The 3,414-nt window shown below is 51.6% G+C and carries 2 protein-coding genes; both read right to left on the bottom strand.

All coding sequences use genetic code 11. The annotated features are described in order from the left end of the window. On the bottom strand, nucleotides 1-703 hold a 703-nt coding region (locus tag ABYT30_RS17305; protein WP_373097709.1), incomplete at its 3' end, for an SDR family NAD(P)-dependent oxidoreductase. A 1-nt stretch (nucleotide 704) separates the two neighbouring features. Then, on the bottom strand, nucleotides 705-3,287 hold the full coding sequence (locus ABYT30_RS17300; protein ID WP_373097708.1) for a TonB-dependent receptor: 2,583 nt from the start codon (nucleotides 3,285-3,287) through the stop codon (nucleotides 705-707). Between the last annotated feature and the right edge of the window lie 127 nt (nucleotides 3,288-3,414).

Genomic DNA, 3,414 nt, shown 5'->3' with positions numbered 1-3,414 from the left:
CGGCTCGTAAGATCTTATCGGCGACCACGTCGGCTTCTACTCCCCAGCGGGTAGCCAATGCGTAGTTTTTTCGAGCCTGCTCCATATTGTCAGATTCCTGCAGTGTTGTCGTCATCATCTCGGTCTTTATAGCGCCTGGGTGGACTGTTGTTACGCCAATGTCGTCTACTGCGAGTTCGGCACGCAGCGCTTCACTGTAAGCCAGTACGGCTGCTTTGCTGGAACTGTAGGAGGCCTGACTCGGCAGTCCATAATAGGCTGCCATGCTCGATAAATTGACGATCTGGGCATAGTCGGATTGTTTTAGTAACGGTAGAAATACACTGCAGCAATTTACCGTGCCCCACCAGTTTACATTGAATACCCTTTGCCAATCCGCAGGGCTGTGATTCGCCGCGCTTTTTTGCAGGGTAATGCCAGCGTTATTAATTAGCAGGTTCAGCCTGCCGTGGTGTTTTGAAACGGCAAGCGCAAGCGCTTTAACAGCCTCTAAATCACCGATGTTGCAGCTGTGGGTGCTGACATTAATTGGATAGGACTTAAGATCCTGAGCCAGGGATTCGAGTTTTTCATTGTTGATGTCGACGAGCGCCAAATGGCAGCCGGACTTGGCGAGGGCGGTGGCCAAGGCTGAGCCTAGGCCACCGCAGGCACCCGTGATGAGTGCCACTTGATCGCTATATTTACCGTGAACATTAGGCATTTTAAAATTCCTTGCGCAGCTCTATACCAAAGGTGCGTGGGTCGCCTAAAGCGCGGGTAAAGGTACCGAGGGATTCAGCGGTACCTACCGCGCCAATGTCGTAACGTTTGTCCGCTAGGTTTTTAACGTAGGCCGACACGCGCAGATCACTCATTGGGTCATTCCAGCTCAAACGTGCGTCTACCAAGCTATAGGCTTCTGCATAAATCAATTCAGGATTGGTTTGCGCAACTTGCCAAGAACCAGCATCTAGACCCATATACACTTCGCTTTTGTAGCTAAGGTCGATGCGTGGCGTAAACAAACCGTAGTCAGTGACGATGGTGTATTGCGCGCCAAATGATGCCGAAGTTTCAGGGGATACCGCAAAGTCTTCTTTAGAGCGGTCGACGGGAACAAACTCGCCCCGCAGTGCGAGGGCGGCCAAGTCGTTATCCATAAACTCGTCGTATTTGTAATTATTATTACTATAGGTAAAGCTGAGCATCATATTTTCGCTGGGCAGCCACAGTACCTCGAGCTCGCCGCCGTCGATGGTCGACTCACCCGCATTCTGGGAGGTTACGACCAAGGAGTTTGCGGAATCTACGTTGACGGTGATCAACTGCATATTAGTGAAGGTCATTGAGTACAGCGCAATGTTCATGCGCAATGAGCGTTCCAGGGCATCGATTTTTATGCCAATTTCACGGTTTTCCAATTCTTCTGGTGCCACTTCTGTCAGCCCGTCGACACCGCTTGGCTCATGAAAGCCGGATTTAAAACCAAAGCTCCAAGTACCATAGACCATGGCTGAACTTAGCAAGCTGTCGTCAAACCACTGCTCAGGCATTATCCACGCGGCGGATGTCATCGGTGTAAATTGGCGAAAGGTGCTGTCCCTACTGTCGTATTGCGGCGCGCCGAGGGGCGTTTTTACCTCGCCGGGAAAATAGCTATTAAGCGCGTCATTTGCGATTTGAATCGGGTCTTCACTCCAGGTGCCGGCGTAAGCGGCAACACCCATGTCAGGAACGACGGGCACAAAGCGCGGGTCGATGCTGTTCAGAATAGTGAGCATCGCGCCGAGATCCGCTGAACGGGTCACTAGATCGGATTCACGAATTTCTTCGGTGTAGCGACCACCCAATGTCCATTCAATATTGTCCGTGATATGCCAAGTCGCTTGAGTGAAGGCGGCGTAGGTTTGGCCGTTAATGTCGAAATCTTGCAGGGTAGCCAATGGCAGTATACCGGCAATAAGCGGTGCTGTTCCGCCGGGTATTAGGGTGCCAAGGTTGGGTAGGTTTGCTCCGTACTGGCCGCCAGCTAATGCGATCAAGCTAGCTGATTCAGCGCCAACGAGTGGGTTGCTAGTCAGGAAACGCTCGGATTTGTACTCGTCCTGCCAGAAAAAACCGGCGGTATAGTCAACGCTGCCGTCAAAGGCGCTGCCATTAAGTTGGAATTCTAGGGTCAGCGATTCCTGGATACTATCGTCAAGTACGAGTGCGCGCAGGAAGGGCTGCGGGCCACCTTCGTCGGCGGCTGTTTGGGGGCCAAATTTGGTGGCATCTCGGTAACCGATAATGGTTTTTAGGGTGTTATTTTCGCTGATTTGCCATTCTAAGGTTGTCCCCAGCAGCAAAATGTCTTGTGCCTTTACCGCGCGGAAACTGTCACCTTGATTGGTGGTGAGGTCCGGCAGGTTTTTGCGATTATTCGCGGCGCAGTTGTCGCGGTAGGCGGTGGGGTTGCTTGGGTCGGTATCTCCAGCCCACAATATACCTAGGCCATTAACAAATAATGCGTCGTCGTTAACGAGCTCACAGTGATACGAGGGGTATTTTTCGCGAACTTTGCCGTAGAACGCGAGGCCGTCAACGGTTAAATTATCGGCGGCATCCCAACGTATTTGGCCAATCGCCGATAGGCGGTCGATACTCTGGTTACTGTCTGAACCTAGGTTTTTAAGAAAGCCGTCACGGCGCCGGCTGCTTACGGATACCCGGCTTAGCAGGGTGTCGGAAATGGGCAGGTCAGCGGCCGCGCGAATACTTTGTTCATTGTAATTACCCATTAATCCTTCAACAAAACCACCCACGGTGTCGCCGGGTTTGGTTAAATTGAAGACCAAGGCACCGCCAGTATTATTTTTTCCGAACAATGTGCCTTGGGGGCCGCGCAATACTTGGACGCTTTCAATATCGATGGTATCCAGTAGCTGACCATCTGGACGGGGAATAAATATACCGTCGATATAAACACTAACCGACGGATCAAAGCGCGCCATATGTGCGCGCTGGCCAATGCCGCGAATGAATATTTGTGGTGAGGTGCTGTCGTTAATTTGCAGGCTCGGCACTGACTTGCTGAGTTCCTGAGTACTCATAATGCCTTGCTCGCGAAGTGAATCGCCGCTGAAGGCCGTAACGGCAACCGGCGTCTCTTGAATATTCTCCGAACGCTTACGGGCAGTGACGATCACTTCTTCAATTTGGCGTCTCGAGCTTGCTTCTTCGCGGCCACTGTCATCCTGCGCATAGCTGGGAATGGCGCTAGCTGAAAGTGCTAATGAGATTGCCAGTAATTTATTGTGATTCATATTGCAGCAGTCCTATTGTTGCGAGTAATTATATTTTTGCCAATGCGTAGGGCAGTAGGCGATTTAACAGTGGGCGTAATGGTGTAAGTCCTATGCGCAGGGGGCGCATGCGACACGCCATTTCCTG

It is taken from the genome of Zhongshania sp. (assembly GCF_041623545.1).
Classification (GTDB): domain Bacteria; phylum Pseudomonadota; class Gammaproteobacteria; order Pseudomonadales; family Spongiibacteraceae; genus Spongiibacter.
Note: the sequence above shows the minus strand (reverse complement) of the source record. Positions and strands in the feature narration are given on the sequence as shown.

Coding starts and splice junctions, on each gene's coding strand:
- ABYT30_RS17300 (WP_373097708.1), bottom strand. CDS start 3,287: ATGAATCACAATAAATTACTGGCAATCTCATTAGCACTTTCAGCTAGC.